This window comes from Pedobacter duraquae (genome assembly GCF_004362245.1).
In the GTDB taxonomy this organism is placed as follows: Bacteria; Bacteroidota; Bacteroidia; order Sphingobacteriales; family Sphingobacteriaceae; genus Pedobacter; species Pedobacter duraquae.
Genome location: NZ_SNWM01000003.1, coordinates 738,983 through 761,137, shown reverse-complemented (window position 1 = coordinate 761,137; position 22,155 = coordinate 738,983). Strand labels below are relative to the sequence as shown.

The window sequence follows — 22,155 nt, the reverse complement described above, 5'->3', positions numbered from 1 at the left end:
CTAAATTTTATTTCTTAATAATCTCTCTTTTTCTAAAGTTATTCGAAAACACAAAAAGATAAATAAACTGACTATAGTCAAACTAAACCCACTTAAATTTGAATTTTGAACGTACAATAAGACAACAACATTGATCGCCAACTGCGAAAAAACATAAATTAGAGATACAACAACATGCGGAATACCCTTCTCATTTGCTAAGAACTGATAGAAGTGTGATCGATGTGCCTCCATTATATTCTCACCCCTGAGCAATCTGAACAGGATAGTAGTCAATGAGTCTAATCCGTATATCAATAAAAATAAAATATAATTGATATTTCCTGTCTTCAAAATCAAACTCCCAATACAGAATACAGCAATTAATGCAAACGATATACTTCCAACATCACCAGCAAAACATCTTGCAAACTTACGAACGTTAAAAATATTAAAAACAACTAAAGATAGGAATACAATAACCAATAATTGTTGTGAGATAAAATGCACTATGTTTTCATTTATATAATATAACGTGCATATCAATAAAGAACTATATAATCCTGTTAAGCCATTAATACCATCCATAAAATTATACGCATTAACAACTCCAACAATTATAATCAATATAGCCAAATACCATATTGCTTCAAATGGCTGTGGACCCCATTGAAAAAGGAGTAATAATATTGCCAAAAACTGAAAAAATAATCGAATCCTGCTACCTAAATTAAACACGTCATCCATGAAACTAATTAGTCCGATCATGAGAAGCCCGGCAACAAAGTATGGATAAACCAACTTAGAGAAAATTGCAAATAAAATTACCGCAAATACAAAAACTATTCCTCCACCACGAATAGTAGCTATCTGATGAGAACTCCGATTGTTAGGCGTATCAGAAATTTTAAATTGTAATGCAACTTTAAAATAAGTAAGTTCGCCTATTAAAAGGATACAAAATATCAGAAAATAAATCATTATCGCAAAGATGTAAGTTATTTCCCTTATTGCACGAAAATCGTAAAGAATTTCTTCAATCTTTTTATTAGCCCATCAGAAATACGCTAATAAAAATTCGATTTCTAATTCTAGGAACGTATTATTAAATAACCTTGCTATATTCGTCCGTTAATTTAATGTTGATGCGAGATACCAAATTGAAGTGGGCAGATAATTTGCGGGTAGTGGCAACTATGTCAGTGATCGTATTACACGTCTCTGCACCGTTGATGCCAATATCAGGATTTACAAGCAGTTGGTGGATTGCCAATTTCTCAAACAGCTCAGTCCGGTTTTGTGTACCAGTTTTCGTAATGTTAACAGGAACATTGCTGTTACCGAAAGAGTCGTTGTTAAAGGATTTTTTAAGTAAACGATTTTACAGGATTGTATTGCCCTTTTTATTTTGGAGCATTGCATATGTTAGTTTTGATTTTGTACTTAAAATAAAGCACGGGGAACATTTAACAATAGGTAGCACCATAAAATTCATTTTCAACCAGTATAGAATGGGAACATACTATCATCTTTGGTTCGTATACATGCTTATTGGGTTATATCTCTTTATTCCCATCTTAGGAAAATGGGTTAGAAAAAGTACAAAAATGGAGCTTGTATATTTTTTGATAATTTGGATTTATACCTTAATTTTCACCTATCCGTTTCTCTCCTGGCTTAAAATTAATATTGAGACAGGATATTTCGGAGGTTTTATTGGCTATATGGTATTAGGTTATTATTTATCAATAATTTCTTTTAAAAACAAAGCCCAAAAAGACATAATTGCTATTTTACTCTTCATTATCGGCTGGGTGGTTTCATTCCTCGGAACATATGAACTTTTCCGATTAAAGGGTAGTTTGGATGAACTGTTTTGTAATTATCTTACTATAAATGTTATGCTTAGTTCAATAGGTGCATTTCTATTCTTTAAAGATAAAGATATAAGCAATGCAAAACTTATCAAAGTTCGTGACTTTATAAATCAACATAGTTATGGAATTTATCTGGTACATGTATTGGTGCTTATAATGTTATTCAAAATAGGTATTACATGCCAATTTATTACCCCGATAATTGGTATACCTTTAACAACAATATTGTGCTTATCAATTTCTGGAGGTATCATTTTTTTAGTGCGCAAGATACCATTTGGAAAATATATAGCAGGTTAGTCTCAACCGGCCTTATCGTCAGCAAAGGAGGCCGCGCTTTTCAACAAACCATCGTACGAGCTAATAGGCAAGTTTAATTCTATAGCATTTTTTATCTTACTGTTATCTACTAAATAATTTTCTGTAAGTTTTTTTAATTTTTCCGAATTTATAGATAAATTAAAAAAATCTCCCAACTTAGCTACAAGATCAATTAGATATACGGGAACGTGCAAAAATTTAGGTTCAATACTCATCGATTTCCCTAAAATAGATACTATTTCATTAGTCGATAATGGACGATCATCCGCAATGTTGTAGATGCCTGATGCTACGTTGTTTTTCATTATAAGGTGCAAAACAATAAAACACAAATTTTCAACAGTTACGTAGGAACGTAGATTTTTGAATTTTGCTAGTGGATACGGGACTTTTCTCCCTACAAATTTATACAATAAATTCAGATTACCTTTATTGCCCGGTCCATGAATCATACAAGGTCTCAAAATATAATAATGTTTGCCTTCCGGAAGCTTTTGTTTTTCAATATACCGTTCTGCCATTAACTTTGACTTTCCGTAATCTGTTGACGGAATGGGAATTGCATCTTCAGTTAAAATATCAGTAACTGTATCTGCTACCGCTTTAACAGAACTCATAAATATGAATACTGTAGCTTTGGACATTAAAAAAGAATCATATAGACGTTTAGTCAATTCGTAATTGACTGTATAGTACTCTGTCGGATCCGGACTTTTACTTAAATCATGAGCCTTTCCAGCTAAATGTATTATGATATCAAGATGTCGCAAATCAATCTTTGGACTTCCTAACGCTTCCCTATTTAGCCTCGATATATCAAAGTCAAATTTCCTTAGGTAAGATTCGATATTTAACCCGACAAAACCAGACGAACCAGTGATTCCTACTTTCATTTTATTTTATTTATAAATCCGAACCACTTGATTAGGTACTTTGAATATACAAATGCGATATTTGATCTAACTCCATTTTCTTTAAGTGATCTAAGTATTTCCCCGTTCAATTTTAAGACGCTTTTTAGACCTGAAGAACTCACTCCCCCTACCCGCATTTTTACAAATACCCTATTAATATATTTTAAATTAATATTGTGTTTTAAAAAGCATCTCAAAAATAAGTCAAAGTCGCCCGATATTTTTAATTTAGTATTGTAAACACCAACTTTATCAAAAACTTCTTTTCTGACATAAAAACTAGGATGCGCAGGCTGGAACCCAAACCTTAACATCCATGATTTAAACATTTTAGAAGAATAAAACCTCACAATTTTGCTGGAGTTATCTTTTGCAACAAATACAACATTACCATATATACCGTCGATAATCGGATTGTCATCAAACTTACTACAGACATCTCCTAAAACACTATTATCAGCAAAAAAATCGTCTGAATTTAAAATCCCAATTACATCGCCTGTTGCCATTCTAATTCCTTTATTTATAGCGTCATAAATGCCGCAATCGGGCTCGCTGATCACTGTGGTAATATGCGAATAGGATTGCACAATGTCAATGGTTCTATCTGACGATCCTCCATCTATTATTATATGCTCAACATTTTTGAAATTTTGGTCTTTGACAGAACTTATACACCCTGCTAAAAACTCCTCAGAATTATATGTTGCGGTAATTATCGATATTTTCATTATTCAAGCAAAATAGTAAAAAGTTCTTTCCAATTATTAGCCAAGGGGCCTTTTATTGGAATCGACTTATGACTTTCAAATTCGTATTTACCCTTAAGAATTTCGGACATCAAATATACCAGAGATTTAGGATTTTCTGGATCGAAAAATGCAGCGGCATGGTAGTCGCCAAGTGTTTCATGTGCATATTCTAAATCGGATAACAAAATGGGTTTATTAAATAACTTAAATTCGGTTATCGGTAATCCCCAAGTCTCCAGGGTTGAAGGAAATATTAAGTAATCTACGTCTTGATATAAATTAAAGACTTCCTCTCTGGATATTAAACCCAAGAATTTCATCTGCGCTAAATGATCGTAATTTTTAACAATTGTTGCAGCGTATTGATTTTCAGATCCGTCAACAGTAATAAGAACTGAAAAATCATTAAAACCTTCGGCGTTTAATATTTTTACTGCTTCTCCAATAACTGCAATATTTTTAAAAGGCCTAGGATAGGTCGGAAAAAAAAATGTTTTCGTAATACGGCCTACCTTATTGGCTTCAGACAATTCAATTTTTGAAATAACTTTTGGAGGAGATACGATAATCTTTTGAAGATCGAGTTTGAACATTTTTGAGAAAGCGATGCGAAGCCAGTTCTGTTGGACAATAACATAGTTATTCTTTCTTATATTTATTCGGTAAAGAAATTTATAGAATAAAGTAAAGAAAAACACCTGAGTCTGATTCCAGATATCACTTAATACAAGCTTCTTAAATGGAGTCGGATTGTGACAATAAACTGCCCGCCGCTCGGCATAAACGTTGGAAGACATGTCGTTCATTGACAGCCATAAATAAGGCTGCAATTCAGTTGAAAGCCTTTTATAATACCAGTATTCATAATACAATCTATTAAAATAACTTTTTCTTACTTCTCTGAATTCCAAAAATTTAATATTAGCGTATCCAACAAAGTCTTTGGCATTGTGGATGAGCGCGTAAACTTCATACTCATTACACAAATTTTCATTCGCATAGTGTAAACAATCTTTCAAAATTGAAAGTGTGCCGCCACCAAATAAATTTGCGCCACTGATAACTACTATTTTCTTCTTCATCAAATATCGTATGCTACTGAGTCATCACCTATTGTTCTAATGAGTTTCGCTGGAACGCCTCCAAAAATTACATTTTCAGGAACGTCTTTATTAACAAGACTGCCCGCGGCAATAATAGAACCACGGCCGATTTTGACTCCACCAAGAACTGTTACACCATATCCTATCCAAACGCCATCTCCGATAACGATATCTGTACTTAAACCTAAACCGGCCCTCCGATTAATAGAACCAATTTCGTGTGATCCTGTAATGATACTTACATTCGAAGAAATATCGCAATTTTTCCCAACTTTTATAAAAGAGACCCCCCCCATAAACAACGTCTTGTGACCGACGAAACTGTTTTCTCCAATTTCGATTTGTACCAATCCAACAACTTCCGATGAACTGTAAAATACGACGCCATTAGCTATCTTATTTCCCATTAATCTAAGTATGCTGGAATTCATTTTTGGAAATGCTTGCAAAGGAATCATTTTCATAACAATTCTGCCAACAAACATCTTAAGCCTCTTTATCATATAAAACTACGGATATATTGGTTCTTTTTTTGGTTAAAATCAATAACTTTAATTTTCTCAATGAAACTGTTGTAATTTTTCAATTCTAACATAAAATCAATTTTTGAAGTAAAATCTTTGCTATCATCCATTTCAAATACAACTCCTGTGCCTAATTGTCTTACAAAATTTTCATTTGCCCCTACCATATTGGATACAATTACTGGTAGCCCATGATACAAAGCTTCCTCTATTACAAGCCCCCATGGCTCTCGTCTAGAAGGTAAAATGAATACGTCATTCTCCGCAAAAACAGCACGCAGTTCATCCCTAGATTTGTACCCTAAATGAATTATGTTATCTGATACTAAAACTTCATTTATGTAATCATCGTTCTCGAAGTTTCCAACCAAATTCAATCGTAAATCCGGCCTTGATTTAAAAAAAGAACTAATAAAGTCAATCCCCTTATCTCGTGAAATTCTGCCTATATAAAGAAAGTTCAAAACAGTACCTGTCCCTATTTTCGATATCGAATCGTAATCAAAATCAAGTACACCAACGCCCAACGACTTTCGGATAGCGCCTCTAAATTTAAGCTCCTCAACTAATCTCACGTGAGGATCTCCGCTAACTATGCATTCGGCAATTCCTTTTAAAAAAAAACGCTTCATATAATTGAAAATACTAGAAGAACCTAACTCATAAATACTTGATTCTACAATTACCTTAAGTTTTCTTTTTGGCATAATCATCCGCATAAACCAGAAATAAGGATCATCCCACCCACCAAGAATAACAAAATCAGCTTTTCTTCCAGCCCGAAGCAAGGACAATAAGTTTTCATGAATTCTCTTGTGGGGTATTACTTTTTGGTCATCTAAACCATGTTTAAAAAAATCACTTTCGCGTTTTATTGGCGAACTGTTCGTATAAAAAATTGATATTTCCGATAGTTCAGACAATTCCTTAAACGCTAAATTCTTATAAAAACTTGGTAAACAAGTAAGAATCAACTGTTTCATAATAATATTCGTTCTAAAATTCTTTCACCAACCTGTTTATACGACCAATTAGCTTTAGCGTAAAGATATGCTGCAGTTCCAATATCATGAATTTGTTCTTTATCCAAATTTACAAGCTTTGAATATAATTCTGCAGGTGTATATTCTTTAAGTACAACACAACAATTTTCTGGAAGGCTAATGTAGTTCCCAACAGGTGTAACTATAATAGCTTTCCCTGCCGCCATGTACTCGTATCCTTTAGATGGTGTCTTTTGCAGCGAATTTCGTCCATGGGGATTTTGTAACACAAGGCAGACGTCGGATTGATTTAATATTTCATCAAATTCTTCAGTACTGGTATATCCATAGTATTGGATGTCAAGAGCAGGAAAATTTTTTATTTTTTCCACTAAATACTCACTGTTATCAGAAACTCCGCAAATTTTAAACCTAAACAGAAACGAGGTGTTCTTATTATTCTGAAAGAGGTTCAGAGTATTTAAAAATAACTCAATCCCTTGCTCTTCGGTTAGCAAACCAGCTAGTAAAACTTCAATCTTTTCATTTTTATCTCTGGTTAATTGATTTTTAACATCGATGCATCCATCTATTACCAAAAATTTATCAGTCTTCTTGAAATTGACCATAAATTTATTAGTGGGCACAATGACGACGTCCGAAATCCATATTGTAAATCGCATCAATATCATTCCTACCGATTGCTGAATGGAAAATAAAAAAGAATTTTTCCACCAATCAGTCCACTTAGGATTAACGATATCTTCCAAATCTTCTATGACCTTAATACCTCTTATCTTAGCAGCGATTCCAATGATTACTGCAGAAGGATAATAGCAATATAAAAGAATGAAAGTATGTGGTCGTAAGAATGTTAGTCTGATATATAGATATAACATTGAGAAAAGTTCATAAATTACGCTTAAATAAGGTACGCCAAGAGCAGAAGCATAAATAACCACAATGTCCTTTTTTCTGATTATTTCGACGGGATATATTAATCTAGGGTAATACCCTATTCTCGCGCTACTGGCAGGAGAAACGATATATGCACGAGAACCTTGTGATATTAAGGACTGCTGTAATCGGAAAATTCTATTTGTCGCAGCAGGATTAGGGGAGGGCAATCGTCTTTCCTTGATAATATTATCATCCAAAAAATTACCGACAAAGACTGAGTTGTTTCTAAATCGAATTTGATGTTTCATCATTTAAAGTCTGATTAAATATTTCTTCATACTGAACTGCACACACATCGATAGAAAATTTAGAAATTGAGTTGCGTGAAATCCGGATCCGATCAAAACTAGCGGTTAAGCAAAATCTTAGCCCTTCTAAAACATCATCAACATTCATAAATTCGGCCAGATAACCTGTATTATGATGGACAACTATGTCAGACGGACCGGTGTTACGAAAAGCTATTGCAGGGGTACCTGAGCATTGAGCTTCCGCAACTGTCATTCCAAACCCCTCTGCAATTGAAGTGCAGATGAAAACGTCAGACATCTTGTAAATATCAGCCATTATTTTTTTATCTGAAATGTAACCTAAATTCAAGATCCTGTGCATTTGATTTTGCAATTCGAGCTTCCCTCCGCCAAAAGTCACCACTGTCAGTGCTCCCTCTTCATAAGCATTAAGCGCTTCAATACTTAAACTCATCCCTTTTGATCTCGACTGCAAATGTTGTGCTCCCAGTAAGATTACCTTTTCATCGTTCCTAATACCAAATTCTGGCCGGGCCGATGCGCCATCTTTCCACTTAAAAATAGAGCAATCTATTCCACTGGGTATAACTTCAATATCCTTTCCAGCTAACAGACCTTTACCCGCATTATTCTTCATCCATGAACTAATTGCTATAAATTTAATATTTAAGCTTTTGTAGACAGATTTCTTACGCCTAAACATAAAGGATGATAAATCCTTGGATTGACCACTGTTTAGTACCGGACAATTCCCGCAAGAACGTTCAAAGCCATCGCAGTCAAAAAAATAATGACAACCGCCGGTAAATGGCCAACAATCATGCATTGTCCAAATTATCGGTTTGTTCAGACCTTTTAATCGTGATATATCGACAAATGCATGATTTACCCAATGTAAATGAATAATATCAGCCTGTTTTACAAGAGGATGTGATTCTATATCCACGCCAAATAAACCAGGCGAAAACAACTCATTCGTTTTATTTGGATATATAAATAATAAGCTTCGATCGGCAAAGCTTAGAAATAACCTTTTAGCCTTCCTCAGATAACTATCTGAGTAGAAATCTGACTTTTGGATATGCGCTCCATCAGCTGTAAGAAATAAAATTCTAGAATTAAGTCCTCTTTGCAACAGACTTTTGTGTAATCGAACACATGCTATTCCTGCACCTGCGGCTGAATTAGCCGCCGATATATGCAATATTTTCATTTTCACTTTTATTAATGCTTGTTAACTGACCAAGAAGTAACCAAAACATGAACCCTACTCCATCGTACACAATGTGTTGGCCCGAAAGTCCAAAAACCATGTATACGGCTACAAAACATAGGACAATTCTACAATCTAATAAATCTAATACATTTCGAAGTGACCAAGTAAGTGCTTTCACTATTAACAATCCTAAAAAAAGCATTCCAAAATAACTAATTTGACGTCCAGTCTCTAAAAAGATATTGTGTGACCCTTCCGGCCAGTCGCGCCACTGTTGGATATAGTCAAAATAGACTTCAAGAGAGCTTCCTGCCGGTGCTATAAAAAAATTTTGAGTAATGATCTGCAGATAGGATGCATCCCAAATCGGCTTCCTATCGCCGATTAGCTTAAACTTAATATAGCCAGTCACACTTTGAAAATCATAGCCTATCTTATCATTAGGAATTATTAATATTATAATAGTAAGGATGATTGGAATTACTATAAGGAAAAAGCCTACATGACTTAATGACTTCGTATTAAACATTTTCATTTGCACTAATCCGGCAAATCCGAGACTAACCAGAATTGTCCCTACAATAGTTATTGTAGTATCGACACCTATTAAAACTCTTCCCAAACAAATAATAATGAATACTTTCGCGAATAATGACTTAAATCTAAACCACATAAACGGCAAAAAGCCAAAAACGATGAAAAGCCAATGTGCATTCATAAGACCTAAAGCAAGTGTGACGAGCGACAAATACATTATCTTATCAAACTGCCGCAAAAAATCGTCTTTATGTGAAACCATTTGAGGAAGAAGAATGACGCCCATCGTCAATGCAATTCTGAATCCAACCGTCAACCCTGACTTATTTTCTATTCCGGAGGTAAAAGACATTAAAAGACCTATCAGTGACAAAAGGATCAGTAAATACCAACCAGCAAGTAAAAAGTAATTTTTGGATTTCGTGATATTAATTAACGCCCGAAAAGGGATTGCAAGTACAAAAGTGAATTTCGTTGACAATGCAAGCGGTCCCAAGATCAAAACATTTTTAAAATTATTATATATACCAACATTGATATTACTCACGTTTTCCGCATCAGAATTTTGTCCCATACATATATTGGTGAAAAGGAGAAGAAAAACAACATAAAGGTCTACTTCTCTCTTGAAAACAAAATATATGAACGCGTAAACCGAACTTACAACGATAGCCGCATTAGCTATCCCACCCCCAAACAGATGTAACATTATCAAAAAATAAAGAACACCATACTTCCTTATGTCGGTTTGTATATCTTTCACTATAATAATTTAAGTACTTGCATAATTGTTGCGCATTACCATTTTCGATTATTATACATAAAAGACCAGAACTTTATCTTTGACTCGTTTTTGATTAATTTAAATAGTAGAAGACGACTAGTTATAGTTAGATATTCTACTATCTTTAAAGTATCGCAATAAAATTCTGAATATGTTAATCGATAAAGAACTCTAAGACCTTCCAACCGTCTTATAGTTCGCTGTTCTGAAAAAGCAAAACTTTTTCCATCCAAATGGATAACCTTGGCCTCCGGAACATTCATAATTTGATATCCGCTTTTTTTAATCCGATAACACAATTCATTTTCTTCCTCATACATGAAGAACTCAGGATTAAACCCACCAACCTTATTCAGTACATTTTTGCTGATCATCATTGCTGCACCAACTACCGTCTTTACGTTTTTCGGATTTTCAGAAGTATTTATATTATCCCTATCAAAAAAAAACAATAAATGAAACAAATTACTCAGCTCATATTGAATCGAAGGATATATTCTTGAGAAACTGGGCTGAAAAGAATGGTCCTCATTGTATAGATTCGCACCGACAGCTCCCACATTAGGATTATTATCAAGATAATTAGATAATATCGTTACCGCATCATTTGTTAACAGGGTATCTGGATTGAGTAAAAAAATATTCCTGCCGATTGCAATTTCAATACCTTTATTATTAGCTCGTCCAAATCCTATATTTTCCGTCAACGCGATGTAAATGACTTCATTTGAGAATTCCTCATATAATAATCTCTCTGAAGAGTCCTCTGAATTGTTATCAACGACAATAATTTCATAAGTTACTCCTAAAGTTTTTAGTCGGACAGATTTAATTGCGTCTATAACTAAACTACACGTTTTATAATTTACTATAATAATTGAAACAGTCATTAATCTAGTTCTTTGATAATTTTTGTAGGACTCCCTGCAGCAACACAATTGCTGGGTATGGACTTAGTTACAACAGAGCCAGCCGCAATAATACTATTTTCACCAATTGTTACACCTGGAAGTATGATTACTCCCTCTCCTATCCAAACGTTATCTTCAATTATAACCGGACCTTTACTAAATAATGGTCTCTTAAGAGGAGGAATTTTAATTGATAAACTCGTCGCTTCACCATGTGAGTGGTCTGATATGAAAACTTTACTAGCAATCAACACACCATGCCCAATTTGTATCTTGTTTATAGCACCTATGTGGCAATCTTTCTGAATCATCACATGATTGCCAATAATAATCTCAGGATCATATTTAATTCCCTCATATTCATCTATTGCTTCTAACCTTAATCGCTGATCACAGTGAAAATCCTGACCTATAGTAATATATTTACCTCCGTTTAGGTAAATAGGCCTATTAATTCCACTATTAGCTCCAAAAAAACGAAACTCCCTTTTTAGCCAAATAGTGTAATAGGAATTAATCCTTGATTTTACACCGGTCACCAAAGATAAAGTAAAAATGGAGGACAGCCAAATGATACCTTTTTGTACAATAAAGCTTAAGAAATTTCTCATAATGGCGAAGAAACGCTATAAAGACAAACGAACAAATCCATTCGGTCCTATAAATTTATCTAGTTCGTGTATATAAAAACTCAAATTCGTCCATATTAACATCCCTGCCCATATTCCATAATGCAGGCTTTTTTGTAATTAAACTGAACTCATTGTCTTCAATCCCAAAATCATCGGCTTTTAGAGAATACGAAATTTGTGTATGATTAACGTGGAAGAAATGCTTCTTGCAGGCCTCCTTTAAAGTCGGAATATAAGTAGATATTGTGTCCGTAGACATTTCGGCTAAACTATATGAGTTAAAAACTAAGTCTGCAATATTTGACGCCAGTTTTGGCAATTCAAAATTCGGCATTATGATAATATCATAATTTGATGAAGATTGTTCATTGAATTCATCTTCCCCATATAATAATATCTTCTTTCCGGGAAAAGAACTTAATAAATAATAAGCGGTTAAAGCCATATTTTCGGGAAGATCAAAGTCGATGTAACATAGATCTGATTCCATCCGAGTGAGAAAGTACCCTAGTCCCCCATATCCTCCACCTAATTCTACAACAACTTTTCTTCCTTTCTCTTCTTGTATTAATTCTTGAATTCTGGAAGCGTAATAGTGCAGGTATTCCGCACCAACTCGTATAAATTCGTTATTAACGAAATAACCGTATGGATTTCCGTAGTCAGGCATTTGTAAGTCTTTTAAACTATACTTATTTTCAGTTAAATTTAACCAATGACTATAACGATAAATAGAATCATGTAAATGAATGTCGCTGTTAAGATTAGATATATTTCCACTAAAATATGCTTCTTTCATATCTATTGGCAAACCATGTAGGCCGACACTGCAATCCTCTCGCATAAAATTCTCGTATATAGTCTTCGTAGCAGCAGCGTCTGAACTTCCTAGGGCTTTAATTACATCACCCATATGACGTTCGTAAATAGGCAACCACTCATTACCTACTTGATAAGCTGAAGAAAAAGATTTTTGATTAGATTTCGCCTTATTATAAGATGCCATTACACGATCAATAATATTTGTATCAGGTGTTGCAATCCTCCTATTCTTAAAACATTCCTTTATGTTGTTCATTCTAAAATCTTTCGATTTTAGAATATCAGAACCAAGGGCATTTGTCAGACTTTTAAACTTTCTTCTCCGTAAAAAATTTCTTTTTATTTTCTTTAACTCCAAAATTAGAGACATATTTCCTATATATAATTTAATAATTTGTTTATTCAATTCGTCTGTGTGATAGGGACTCGCTAGCTCGAACTCATTCTCCACGCCAATGTGCTTCACATATGTTACCTAAGATATGGATTTCCTTTTTATTATTTTATGAATAAGATACTTACCAAAAAATAAATAGAAATACGGTTCGTACCAGTATTTAGCGAAAATTGTTTTAAAAGCCCCCTCTATGCTGAAACTAAAAGTATTAATATCTGTTATATATAACTTAATAATCCAAGGATAAACAAAATGGTAGCACAGCCTAAATTTCTCCCGTTCGTAACTGAATAACGATAGATTTTGCTTATGAATAATAAATAAATATTTCCTCACGAACACATCAAAAACATTATATCCACCTTTGTTCTCGACAGTTGTAATATCATAATATTCTCCAAAAAAAATCATAGTCGATTGTCCATTTTTAACGATACGGTAACTCCAATCAACTTGAGCTAACTGTAAATGGACATATCTGTCCTTATCAGGGATATTTCTAAATTCGCTCCTCCAACAACCAAAATTTGCGATCCAAGTCGAATAAAAACTCACTTCATTGATAAATGCTTCAGCAGAATCTACTTCTTTTACTCCCGTTTTATTGAGAAACATTTTGTCATAGAAAAAAATATTTTTCTCTTCACTACTATTTGTTTCAATACACCGGAGTATTTTTGTTAAAACACCTGCATTGAAATTCAACGTGTCATTAAATAACTTAATATATTTCCCTCTTCCAAAGCTTAACACCTTGGAAAAATTTAAATCTCTTATATTCTCAGTGTTACAATAATATCTCACAAGCGGATACTTTGATACGACTTCTCTAGTGTGATCAGTAGAGCCATTATCAGAGACAACAACTTCAACACAGTCGCTCATAAATTCTGGATTATCAAAAAGTCTCTTCAACGTGCTATCTAAGATATCAGCACGATTATACGTAGGTATACATATTGACAAAAGAATGTTATGCTCCATGCCAATCTCTTTTGCTTATTTTGAAAGTAAAATATGTCCATACAAAACTAATAACCGTAACCAAAAGGTAACCGGCGGTAATGCCTATGACTCCAAAAGCGTGTCCGAGAAAAAAGGTCGACAACGAACTTAAAATTGCGATTACGATGCTCATAATTAACATTGGTTCTTTTTTATGGCATCTGAGATAGGTCGCCCATGCAGCCAAAATATGGTTGAGTAAAATCGGAATCGCCATAAACAACATTGGCAAATAAGCTAGAAATCGATCTCCAAAATATTTTCCCCCGATTACCATATGGTAATGCCTTAAAACAAAAATCATTATAAAAAAAACAATTAAAGCAAAAACGTTAAGTCCTGTCGACTGAACTAAAGTGCTATTAAAAAGATTATCTAATTGCTTATAGTCTTTTTTAGCAATTAGCCCCGAAAATACTGGAACCTTTGTGCTCACCCAACTCAATGTAAGCATTAATATAGCATTCAATACGGTTATAGTCATACCCATTTGCCCAGCAACTATCGGCCCTTCAGTCGCGAACAGGACAGGATTGAACAATTGGAAAATAAAATAACCACTTATCCAACTAAGTGCAATTTTCCATTGAAACGGGAAAATTTCATTCCTATAATTAACTTTGTAAATATCGATTTTGTGCCAAATGGAAACGAGGATTTTCTTTACGTTTCCCGTAAAAATCCAGATTGGAATAACCATGAAACCGATACCTGTAGCAACTGGTGCAGCATATAATTTGAATCCAGAAGCAAAGAAGATCAACGTAAAAGACAGTTGAAAAATCTGCTGAACGAATCTTACTTTTGCAACCTCTTTCATCCATCCCAACCCTTCTAAAAAAGCCATCAGTGGGGCAGCCATTAGTGATATTGCTGTAACCACTGACAAAACTACCCAGGGAGCCTGCCAATTAACGAAATCATCATTTTTCCCAAATTTATTAAAAAAGCAATATCCCGTTATCAATAGTCCAATAACAAACAAACTAGCAATTACGCCAAACCATTTTAATGTGAAACGTAGCAGAGAAGAAAGACGTGAAATTGACTCTAAAGATCCAGTAAAATTTACTCCGTCCACCCACTTCAAATTTACTGCCTCATGTGCAACAAATTGAATGATGATATTACATAGGCCCAATTCAAAAAAAATCTGTATAGCAAGGATACTGCCAAATGTGTAATAATAACCTTGCTCCGACTTTGTTAAAAATTGAGCAACAAAAAAGAGAGTTGTTACTCCTCCAAACACCTGTAATATCTTCGAAAAAACAGTGTAGGCTATTGCCTGATCAATTCCTATTTTATTGGAAAACTTTCGTATGCTGGTAATCATCCTATCCATTCAGATATTCACGAATCACATTCGCGATGTAATCATAATGAGTTTCATTTAACCCTGGCCATACACCTAACCAAAAAGAATTATTCATGATAGTATCCGTATTACTTAAATCGCCAACCACACGATGCTCAATTTTAGCATAAGCCGGTTGTCTTAAAAGATTACCACCAAATAATAGCCTGGTCCCAATCTTTTTTTCCTCTAAATGCTGAACCAACATATGTCTGTCACTAGCATCCCCCTCTCTCAAAGTAAGTAAAAACCCAAACCAAGAAGGGTTTGAATTCGGTGTTGCCTCTGGAAGAATAAAAACTTCCTCAAATTCCTTCATACGCTCGTATAAAGAATTATAGTTTTCCCTTCTACGCTCTACAAACTTGTCAATTTTTGCAATCTGTGAAACCCCAAAAGCCGCCTGCATGTCGGTAACTTTCAAGTTAAATCCAATATGTGAATACGTATATTTATGATCGTACCCATATGGCAGTGACCCCAACTGCTGCCCAAACCTACAACCACAAGTATTGTCCTTACCTGGTTCACAATAGCAATCTCTTCCCCAATCTCTAAAACTTTCAGCCAATTTGGACAGTTCGGGATTATTTATTAAAACGGCTCCACCTTCACCCATAGTTATATGATGAGCTGGATAAAAAGAAAATGTAGAAATATCACCAAAAGTTCCAGTCTTTTTCCCGTTATAAGTGGCTCCTAAAGAATCACAGTCATCCTCTATGACCCAAAGATTATATTTTTTCGCAATACGCATAACTTCGTTCAAGTCGAAGGGATTGCCAAGAGAGTGAGCAATCATTATTGCTTTTGTTTTTGGACTTACCGCAGATTCTATCATATCTGCCTTGACGTTGTGAGTTGCAATATCAACATCAATAAAAACAGGAATCGCACCGAACTGTATTATTGGATTTATCGTTGTTGGAAAGCCAGCTGCCACAGTAATGACTTCGTCCCCTGGAATTATTGCTCGATCACCAAGTTTAGATGAAGTCAGCGTGTAAAATGCAACGAGATTAGCCGAAGATCCTGAATTTACAAGCAGCGCTTTACTAGCCCCGAAGTATTCAGCAAATTCGTGCTCAAATTTGTTAGCAAATCTTCCGGCTGTAAGCCAACCGTCAAGAGCAGCATCTACACCCAACAATATATCTTGTTCGTCCAAGACTTTACCGGTTACCGGGATGTAATTTTCACCCGGCACAATAACTTGTGTCGTATTCTTCCTGGCAATTGTTCTCAAACGTTCTTCCAGTGCACTATCTGTAATATTTTTTAACATGTATTGAATATAATGAGTTATAATATAAATTAGGTTCCCTCCATTTCAATCGGCTTGGCAAAGGGTTCCATTTCAGTAATTGGTCTACCGAATGCAATCTTGGGATAGGTATTTGTATGAGGATCTATCATAACCTGGAGAAGTTGTGGCTTTGTTGCGTTATCACCTTCCCATAACCATTTGACGGATTCAACAACTTCCTCCTCTACACTTATTGTTCTACTCTCAATTTCATAGGCGATGCCTACCTTTTCAAAGTTAGGTGCATCGTACCCCCAGTAAGTCGACTGATATCTTGATTCAAAGTAAGTATCTTGAAACTGCCTAATCATCCCAAGCGTTCTGTTGTTTAGGATTATTATTTTAACAGGCAACTTATTTCGTACTATAGTTTGTAATTCCTGGATATTGATTTGCATACAGCCGTCTCCAATAATCACAACAACCGGTTCTTTATCGAGAGCAAAGCAAGCTCCAATTGCGGCAGGAAGAGAAAAACCCATAGCTCCCATCCCGCCAGATGTGAGGAACTGCTGCCCATCATTAATTTCAAGTGACTGTGCAGCCCACATCTGATGGCTACCTACGTCAGCTAGATATGCCTTTGCTTTACTATTTTTGTTTGACAGCTGATGCATAAATACGTTCGGATTTATGCCTTGCGGATCGAGTTCTTTGACATCTGGCCATTTAAGCCTTAGCTTATTAATATAGGAAAGCCATATCTTTGGACTTTCAAAAAGCTCGTTCTCGATTAATGTCGAAATCTGAGCGAAAAAGTCATTGAGATCCGCATGTATCGCTACGCAATTTTTTATTCTATTATTGATTTCTGCCGCTTCACAATCTACATGATAAATTTTTCTGTTTTCAATAAATTTTGTATCCGCACCGGTTTGCCTTATATCTAATCTGCTACCCAAAACAATAACAACGTCACTCTCCCCAAAAGCTATATTTGCCCATCTATTTCCGTAACTACCGATAAATCCAACACGAAGTGGATCCTCGAAAGATATCGTATCTAGTCCAAGTAATGTGGTAATCACTGGAACCTGACATGTTTTGACAAAGGAATTAAACTTGTCCTGGCAATTACTAGCTTTTACCCCTCGGCCGGATAAAATAAGCGGTCTTTTTGCAGATTTAAGATCAACTATCATCCGCTCTAAAAGCTCCGGGTTAATACTTCTTGAATCAAAAGATACTGAATCAAAAACGTAGTTTACACATATCTGTGCGCGCTGAACGTCCATTGGTATATCGATTAAAACAGGCCCAGGCCTTCCGTCTAATGCGATATTAAATGCTTCTTCAAATATCTTCGCCAAATGATCTGCGGCATCAACTCGAAAACATGCCTTGGTTATAGGAGTTGCCATGGAAACTATGTCTGTTTCTTGAAAACCAAGCTGACGAATTGCTCGCTCACCCTTTTGTTCATGACGGTTAACCTGACCAGTTATAAAAATGGCTGGAGTAGAATCAAAAAAACAGCTCCCTATTCCAGTCAGCAGATTCGTTGCCCCCGGACCACTAGTAGCCAGAGCTATTCCTGGCAATCCTGTAACTCGCCCATAACCTTCAGCCGCAAATGCAGCTGCTTGTTCATGATGCATAGTAACAACCTTAATATCAGTATTTTGATATAAAGAATCTAGGATATGAGTAATCATTCCTCCAGAAAGTTCAAATACATTCTTAATACCTTTTTTTTGCAAGAAATCTGCTATAAAATCTGAAGCTTTCATATAAACTTTGAACCTTTTAAAGTGGCAAGCAAAGCTACGTTAAAATTTGTAAAGTTAAATTTCCCTATTTGTGATGTTAGTTTAGTCATGTCACCCTCTAAATACATAGATTGGTTTGGACGATATGCTAACGCCCCAAAATTCAACCGAAAATCTGGCTTGATAATATTCCTAATCGACTCTACCATTTCCTTCAACGATCTTGGTTCATCACCTGATACATTATATATTCCAGAAACAATCTCTTGTTTTAATATTCTACACGTAATCTCTGCAAAATCTTTTACATAAAGATAAGCATAACGTTGTTCTCCTAATGTAAGGTCAAATTCAACACCACTTTGCATCTTTGCTGCAAGGGAGGGGATTAACCAATTCGACCCCTCGTTTTCTCCAAATACAGAAAACAATCTTAACCAAATCCACTTTGTTTGATATATCTCAGAAAATGAACGGAAAAGATGAAGGCTGGCTAGTTTTACAGCACCATAAGCACCATTAGCGCCCGTGGAAGCTTCCTCTGATATTGCTCCTTCCATAAATCCATATTCTGCTTGAGAGCCCAAGCAGATTACTTTTTCAATCTTGCTTCTCTTGACTATTGTTAGAATTTCACTAAAAAATGTAATATTTTTAGTCTGTTCCACCCAATTATCTCTATCCTTTGCTTCCACTCCCATCCAGGCAGCGTGAATCAAAATATCAGCTGATTTCCTAACCAAAATATCCTCATAACCATCCTCTATGTTAACCCAATCAACACGCTCCTTAAAATGTTCACATCTCCATATGGAAGAACTTTTACGCTTTAGACCTATGACAATTATATTTTCTGCTAAAGCTCGCTCAGCAATATGTGATCCTAGAAATCCTGTAATCCCTGTTATAATAACTTTAAGCATTAAGATAAGCCATTATTTGCTTTGTCGTAAAAGAGTCTATGTCAAGTGAATTCAACGTAAACTCCTTATACCAATCAACCGTCATTCGTATAGCTTGTTTAGCATTCAAAACCGGTTTCCAATTCAATTCTTTAATCGCTTTACTGATATCCAATTTCAACAGCCCTGCTTCATGAGGTTGATTTTCCAATTGTTCAACTCTGAATTCGCCTGATCCCCAACAATTTATTGCTAGTTTCAACATATCTTCCACAGATATGGCGTCCGAAGAATATGGTCCGAAGTTAAAGACAGAACCAAATCTAATCGGATCTATTTCCATCAATTCACCAAGCCTTAAATATGCTACTATGGGTTCCAAAACATGCTGCCAAGGTCTAACAGATTGTGGATTTCTCAATACAACCTCTTTGTTTCCAATTAACGCACGTGCAATATCAGGAATTAATCTATCGTTCGACCAATCTCCACCCCCGATAACATTTCCAGCCCTTCCTACGGCAATACTTTTCCTGTGGATATCGAAATTATTACCATTAAAAAAAGAATTCTTATAGGAGTCAATGACCAATTCTGTACATGCTTTGCTGGCGCTGTAAGGATCGTAACCTCCCAATCGATCATTTTCACGATAAGGATACTCCCATTCATTGTTATGATACACCTTGTCCGTGGTAATTAACACAACCGAGCAAGGATTTTTGAGCAATCTCACGGAGTCCAACAAATTTGCAGTTCCGATTGCATTGACCTCGAACGTCTCAGATGGAACTTCATAAGACAATCTAACAAGTGGTTGGGCCGCCAAATGAAAAATGAAGTGCGGATCAAATTCTGTTACTGATTCTGTCAATTGATCTCGATTACGTATGTCTGCTATAACTGAATCGCAAAGGTTATCTCCATTTATGAGATGATATAGATCTTTGTCGGTATTCGGCGATAAAGCATACCCTCTTACCTCGGCCCCAATTAAACTAAGTATTTTTAGAAGCCATGCCCCCTTAAAACCCGTATGACCGGTCAAAAATATTCGCTTCCCTTTGTAGGTTTTTTCTAATTGTGACAACATATTACCAAATTTTCCACTTAGCAGCTCCGCTGCTCCACAGCTGCTCTAGTTCAATTCTGTCTCTCAAAGCATCCATGGGTTTCCAAAACCCGGAGTGTTTAAATGCGGCCAATTGACCATCATCGGCAATTTGCTTCAACGGTTGCTTTTCCCACTGGATATTGTCCATATCTCCTTCCAAATATTTGAAAATAGCGGGCTCAAGCACAAAAAAACCCCCGTTAATCCACATACCGTCGCCCTGCGGTTTCTCAACAAAATGCTGAACATTTCCGTATTCGTCCATTTCTATATTGCCAAATCTTCCGGGCGTTTGTATGGAGGTCAATGTCGCAAGCTTACCGTGCGATTTGTGAAATTTCACCAGGTCTGTAATGTTAATATCTGCCACGCCGTCGCCATAAGTTAACATAAAAGCTTCATTTTCCACATATTTTTTTATCTGCTTAATTCGTCCTGCAGTGTTAGTCGTCAGTCCAGTATCTACTAAAGTTACTTTAAAGGATTCAGAATTTGAAAAGTGCACATCAACTTTATTGCGTTCTAATTCTATTGTAACGTCAGAGTTATATAGATAATAATTCAAAAAATATTCTTTAATTGATTGAGCCTTATACCCTAAACACAAAACAAAATCGTTAAAGCCATATGCTTCGTAAATTTTCATAATATGCCATAATATCGGTTTACCACCGATTTCAACCATTGGTTTGGGTCTGGCTTCCGTTTCTTCCATTAGCCTGGTACCCAACCCCCCTGCAAGTATCACTACCTTCATAATCGATAACTATTATATTTCTACTTTTACATTCTTTGTCAATGGGTGAGTACAACATAGGAGATACTCGTTCAAGTCAAGATCCTTACGCTCACCGTTTCCTATCATTTTTGCTTCACCACTTATCAATTTCCCCTTACATGTACTACAGCTCCCAGTCTGACAAGAGTATGGTAATTCCATATTTGCGTCAAGGGCTGCCTCTAAAATACTTTTCCCCTTTACTACCTCGATTTCCTGACTTTGCCCTTTGAAATTTACACAAACCATTTGTGTCTCAATATTTTCGAAATCCAAAGGATTTTTAACCAGCTCAAAACTTTCACTATAAATGTTGGTCAAAGAAACTGAAAAGTTTTGCAAGACTTGTATCACTGACTGCTTTAAGCCTGTGGGGCCACAAATGTAGTGCCCCGACTTTTCAATATCTATTACGCCCTTTAGGACATTAGATGCAGTATTTATATCTATCCGACCTTGAATAATTGTTGGATTAGCACTATCGACATTATATCTGGTATAAAAATTTATCACAAAAAATCTCCCTTTATAAATCTCTAGTATAGACTTAATTAGTTCTGAAAAAATTGTTGTAGACTCCTTTTGGTTGCCGTATACCAAAGTCAATTTAATCTCAGTCTGTAATAAAATATATTTAGCAATCGAAATCAGAGGTGTAATGCCACTGCCTACTCCCCATAAGAACACATGACCATATTGTTTTTCCGGCTCAAAGATGAAACTCCCCATTGGAGAGAGAACTTCGATGCTGTCTCCAATTTTAACGTTATCATTGATGTGATTGGATACTACTCCACCTAATACACGCTTCACTGTAATTTCCAAATATTCATCAAAACCTGGACTAGACGAGAAGGAATATGGACGCATATATCTTCTGCCGTTGATTCTGAATATAACCGTTAGATATTGACCTGCTATATATCTTACTTTTCGCAGTGCTGGTTGTTTAAACCTCAATGTAACCGTATCTTCAGTTTCTACCCTGATATCGAAAATTGTCAGTGTATATGTATTCATA

General features: G+C 35.4%; 21 protein-coding genes. 1 reads left to right on the top strand and 20 read right to left on the bottom strand.

The window, feature by feature from the left end:
• Nucleotides 1-960, bottom strand: coding sequence for an MraY family glycosyltransferase (locus CLV32_RS14980; RefSeq protein ID WP_243732325.1), 960 nt, complete (start codon nucleotides 958-960; stop codon nucleotides 1-3).
• Between the two features lie 164 nt (nucleotides 961-1,124).
• Between CLV32_RS14980 and CLV32_RS14975 the strand changes: the two genes are divergently transcribed.
• Nucleotides 1,125-2,156, top strand: a complete 1,032-nt coding sequence (locus CLV32_RS14975) for an acyltransferase (protein ID WP_166641950.1) — start codon at nucleotides 1,125-1,127, stop codon at nucleotides 2,154-2,156.
• Nucleotides 2,157-2,158: 2 nt separating this feature from the next.
• On the opposite strand, the gene CLV32_RS14970 is transcribed toward CLV32_RS14975, so the two are convergent.
• The 19 genes from CLV32_RS14970 to CLV32_RS14880 all read right to left on the bottom strand — a co-directional run bounded on the left by CLV32_RS14970 (nucleotide 2,159) and on the right by CLV32_RS14880 (nucleotide 22,154).
• Entirely contained in the window at nucleotides 2,159-3,070 is a 912-nt protein-coding gene (locus CLV32_RS14970; protein ID WP_133556920.1) for an NAD-dependent epimerase/dehydratase family protein, read from the bottom strand.
• A complete protein-coding gene (locus CLV32_RS14965) occupies nucleotides 3,067-3,822 on the bottom strand; it encodes a glycosyltransferase family 2 protein (protein ID WP_133556918.1) in 756 nt (251 codons plus the stop codon). Before CLV32_RS14965 ends, CLV32_RS14970 begins: the two co-directional genes overlap by 4 nt.
• On the bottom strand, nucleotides 3,822-4,925 hold the full coding sequence (locus CLV32_RS14960; protein WP_133556916.1) for a glycosyltransferase: 1,104 nt from the start codon (nucleotides 4,923-4,925) through the stop codon (nucleotides 3,822-3,824). The genes CLV32_RS14965 and CLV32_RS14960 overlap by 1 nt, the downstream gene beginning before the upstream one ends.
• Nucleotides 4,925-5,449 carry an acyltransferase gene (locus tag CLV32_RS23365; protein WP_133556914.1) on the bottom strand — a complete coding sequence of 175 codons (525 nt, stop codon included), beginning with the start codon at nucleotides 5,447-5,449 and terminating at the stop codon, nucleotides 4,925-4,927. The genes CLV32_RS14960 and CLV32_RS23365 overlap by 1 nt, the downstream gene beginning before the upstream one ends.
• Complete coding sequence (locus CLV32_RS14950; RefSeq protein WP_133556912.1) at nucleotides 5,446-6,453, bottom strand: glycosyltransferase family 4 protein; 1,008 nt, start codon at nucleotides 6,451-6,453, stop codon at nucleotides 5,446-5,448. Before CLV32_RS14950 ends, CLV32_RS23365 begins: the two co-directional genes overlap by 4 nt.
• Entirely contained in the window at nucleotides 6,450-7,664 is a 1,215-nt protein-coding gene (locus CLV32_RS14945) for a glycosyltransferase (protein WP_133556910.1), read from the bottom strand. The genes CLV32_RS14950 and CLV32_RS14945 overlap by 4 nt, the downstream gene beginning before the upstream one ends.
• The gene (locus CLV32_RS14940; RefSeq protein WP_133556908.1) at nucleotides 7,639-8,877 is read right to left on the bottom strand and encodes a glycosyltransferase; all 1,239 of its coding nucleotides are present in this window, start codon (nucleotides 8,875-8,877) and stop codon (nucleotides 7,639-7,641) included. The genes CLV32_RS14945 and CLV32_RS14940 overlap by 26 nt, the downstream gene beginning before the upstream one ends.
• Nucleotides 8,849-10,180, bottom strand: coding sequence for a hypothetical protein (locus tag CLV32_RS14935; RefSeq protein WP_133556906.1), 1,332 nt, complete (start codon nucleotides 10,178-10,180; stop codon nucleotides 8,849-8,851). Before CLV32_RS14935 ends, CLV32_RS14940 begins: the two co-directional genes overlap by 29 nt.
• Nucleotides 10,181-10,215: 35 nt before the next feature.
• Complete coding sequence (locus CLV32_RS14930; RefSeq protein ID WP_133556904.1) at nucleotides 10,216-11,091, bottom strand: glycosyltransferase family 2 protein; 876 nt, start codon at nucleotides 11,089-11,091, stop codon at nucleotides 10,216-10,218.
• Nucleotides 11,091-11,723 carry an acyltransferase gene (locus tag CLV32_RS23360; RefSeq protein WP_133556902.1) on the bottom strand — a complete coding sequence of 211 codons (633 nt, stop codon included), beginning with the start codon at nucleotides 11,721-11,723 and terminating at the stop codon, nucleotides 11,091-11,093. The genes CLV32_RS14930 and CLV32_RS23360 overlap by 1 nt, the downstream gene beginning before the upstream one ends.
• Before the next feature lie 55 nt (nucleotides 11,724-11,778).
• Entirely contained in the window at nucleotides 11,779-12,936 is a 1,158-nt protein-coding gene (locus tag CLV32_RS14920; protein WP_133556900.1) for a putative sugar O-methyltransferase, read from the bottom strand.
• A gap of 105 nt (nucleotides 12,937-13,041) precedes the next feature.
• On the bottom strand, nucleotides 13,042-13,947 hold the full coding sequence (locus tag CLV32_RS14915) for a glycosyltransferase family 2 protein (protein WP_133556898.1): 906 nt from the start codon (nucleotides 13,945-13,947) through the stop codon (nucleotides 13,042-13,044).
• Nucleotides 13,937-15,304 carry a lipopolysaccharide biosynthesis protein gene (locus CLV32_RS14910; RefSeq protein WP_208111015.1) on the bottom strand — a complete coding sequence of 456 codons (1,368 nt, stop codon included), beginning with the start codon at nucleotides 15,302-15,304 and terminating at the stop codon, nucleotides 13,937-13,939. Before CLV32_RS14910 ends, CLV32_RS14915 begins: the two co-directional genes overlap by 11 nt.
• Nucleotide 15,305: 1 nt before the next feature.
• A complete protein-coding gene (gene rfbH / locus CLV32_RS14905; protein WP_133556893.1) occupies nucleotides 15,306-16,610 on the bottom strand; it encodes a lipopolysaccharide biosynthesis protein RfbH in 1,305 nt (434 codons plus the stop codon).
• 29 nt (nucleotides 16,611-16,639) lie between these two features.
• The gene (locus CLV32_RS14900) at nucleotides 16,640-18,361 is read right to left on the bottom strand and encodes a thiamine pyrophosphate-binding protein (protein ID WP_133556891.1); all 1,722 of its coding nucleotides are present in this window, start codon (nucleotides 18,359-18,361) and stop codon (nucleotides 16,640-16,642) included.
• Nucleotides 18,358-19,263 carry an NAD-dependent epimerase/dehydratase family protein gene (locus CLV32_RS14895; protein WP_133556888.1) on the bottom strand — a complete coding sequence of 302 codons (906 nt, stop codon included), beginning with the start codon at nucleotides 19,261-19,263 and terminating at the stop codon, nucleotides 18,358-18,360. Before CLV32_RS14895 ends, CLV32_RS14900 begins: the two co-directional genes overlap by 4 nt.
• Entirely contained in the window at nucleotides 19,256-20,335 is a 1,080-nt protein-coding gene (gene rfbG, locus CLV32_RS14890) for a CDP-glucose 4,6-dehydratase (protein ID WP_133556885.1), read from the bottom strand. The genes CLV32_RS14895 and rfbG overlap by 8 nt, the downstream gene beginning before the upstream one ends.
• Before the next feature lies 1 nt (nucleotide 20,336).
• Nucleotides 20,337-21,113 (bottom strand): glucose-1-phosphate cytidylyltransferase, encoded by a 777-nt coding sequence (rfbF, locus tag CLV32_RS14885; RefSeq protein WP_133556882.1) that lies wholly within the window; start codon nucleotides 21,111-21,113, stop codon nucleotides 20,337-20,339.
• Between the two features lie 12 nt (nucleotides 21,114-21,125).
• On the bottom strand, nucleotides 21,126-22,154 hold the full coding sequence (locus tag CLV32_RS14880; RefSeq protein ID WP_133556880.1) for a ferredoxin--NADP reductase: 1,029 nt from the start codon (nucleotides 22,152-22,154) through the stop codon (nucleotides 21,126-21,128).
• Nucleotide 22,155: the final 1 nt, after the last annotated feature.

Bases quoted from the DNA above. Each gene is read 5' to 3' on its own strand.
- CLV32_RS14980 (WP_243732325.1), bottom strand. From the start codon at position 960: ATGATTTATTTTCTGATATTTTGTATCCTTTTAATAGGCGAACTTACT.
- CLV32_RS14975 (WP_166641950.1), top strand. From the start codon at position 1,125: ATGCGAGATACCAAATTGAAGTGGGCAGATAATTTGCGGGTAGTGGCA.
- CLV32_RS14970 (WP_133556920.1), bottom strand. From the start codon at position 3,070: ATGAAAGTAGGAATCACTGGTTCGTCTGGTTTTGTCGGGTTAAATATC.
- CLV32_RS14965 (WP_133556918.1), bottom strand. From the start codon at position 3,822: ATGAAAATATCGATAATTACCGCAACATATAATTCTGAGGAGTTTTTA.
- CLV32_RS14960 (WP_133556916.1), bottom strand. From the start codon at position 4,925: ATGAAGAAGAAAATAGTAGTTATCAGTGGCGCAAATTTATTTGGTGGC.
- CLV32_RS23365 (WP_133556914.1), bottom strand. From the start codon at position 5,449: ATGATAAAGAGGCTTAAGATGTTTGTTGGCAGAATTGTTATGAAAATG.
- CLV32_RS14950 (WP_133556912.1), bottom strand. From the start codon at position 6,453: ATGAAACAGTTGATTCTTACTTGTTTACCAAGTTTTTATAAGAATTTA.
- CLV32_RS14945 (WP_133556910.1), bottom strand. From the start codon at position 7,664: ATGATGAAACATCAAATTCGATTTAGAAACAACTCAGTCTTTGTCGGT.
- CLV32_RS14940 (WP_133556908.1), bottom strand. From the start codon at position 8,877: ATGAAAATATTGCATATATCGGCGGCTAATTCAGCCGCAGGTGCAGGA.
- CLV32_RS14930 (WP_133556904.1), bottom strand. From the start codon at position 11,091: ATGACTGTTTCAATTATTATAGTAAATTATAAAACGTGTAGTTTAGTT.
- CLV32_RS23360 (WP_133556902.1), bottom strand. From the start codon at position 11,723: ATGAGAAATTTCTTAAGCTTTATTGTACAAAAAGGTATCATTTGGCTG.
- CLV32_RS14920 (WP_133556900.1), bottom strand. From the start codon at position 12,936: ATGTCTCTAATTTTGGAGTTAAAGAAAATAAAAAGAAATTTTTTACGG.
- CLV32_RS14915 (WP_133556898.1), bottom strand. From the start codon at position 13,947: ATGGAGCATAACATTCTTTTGTCAATATGTATACCTACGTATAATCGT.
- CLV32_RS14910 (WP_208111015.1), bottom strand. From the start codon at position 15,304: ATGATTACCAGCATACGAAAGTTTTCCAATAAAATAGGAATTGATCAG.
- rfbH (WP_133556893.1), bottom strand. From the start codon at position 16,610: ATGTTAAAAAATATTACAGATAGTGCACTGGAAGAACGTTTGAGAACA.
- CLV32_RS14900 (WP_133556891.1), bottom strand. From the start codon at position 18,361: ATGAAAGCTTCAGATTTTATAGCAGATTTCTTGCAAAAAAAAGGTATT.
- CLV32_RS14895 (WP_133556888.1), bottom strand. From the start codon at position 19,263: ATGCTTAAAGTTATTATAACAGGGATTACAGGATTTCTAGGATCACAT.
- rfbG (WP_133556885.1), bottom strand. From the start codon at position 20,335: ATGTTGTCACAATTAGAAAAAACCTACAAAGGGAAGCGAATATTTTTG.
- rfbF (WP_133556882.1), bottom strand. From the start codon at position 21,113: ATGAAGGTAGTGATACTTGCAGGGGGGTTGGGTACCAGGCTAATGGAA.
- CLV32_RS14880 (WP_133556880.1), bottom strand. From the start codon at position 22,154: ATGAATACATATACACTGACAATTTTCGATATCAGGGTAGAAACTGAA.